General features: G+C 70.2%; 1 protein-coding gene. It reads right to left on the bottom strand.

Annotation, left to right across the window (positions count from 1 at the left end):
* Positions 1–255, bottom strand: a 255-nt coding sequence (locus AABA78_RS39150) for a hypothetical protein (RefSeq protein ID WP_338270638.1), incomplete at both ends; no start/stop codon positions are given.

The following is a 255-nucleotide window of genomic DNA, read 5'->3' as shown; positions in this document are numbered from 1 at the left end:
CCGTCGCGCCCGCCTGGCACGTCAGGCCGGAAGGGGCGGCATAGGCCAGGGTGGCGAGGGTGACGTCCTTGGGCGAGACGATGCGGCTGAGGAAGTAGCGCGTCTGGCCGCCGACGGACTCCAGGTGTTTGGCCTCGAAGACGAACTTGCGGCCGCCGACTTCCACCAGCGTGAAGCCCGTGGCCGTCTTCTGCAGACGCTCGCGCTTGCTGCTGGAGTTGGTGGAGGCGGTGGCCGTGCAGGGGGTGCCGGTGC

Source organism: Corallococcus caeni (genome assembly GCF_036245865.1).
Classification (GTDB): domain Bacteria; phylum Myxococcota; class Myxococcia; order Myxococcales; family Myxococcaceae; genus Corallococcus; species Corallococcus caeni.
The sequence above is the reverse complement of the archived record's forward strand: the minus strand, read 5'-3'. Positions and strand labels throughout refer to the sequence as shown.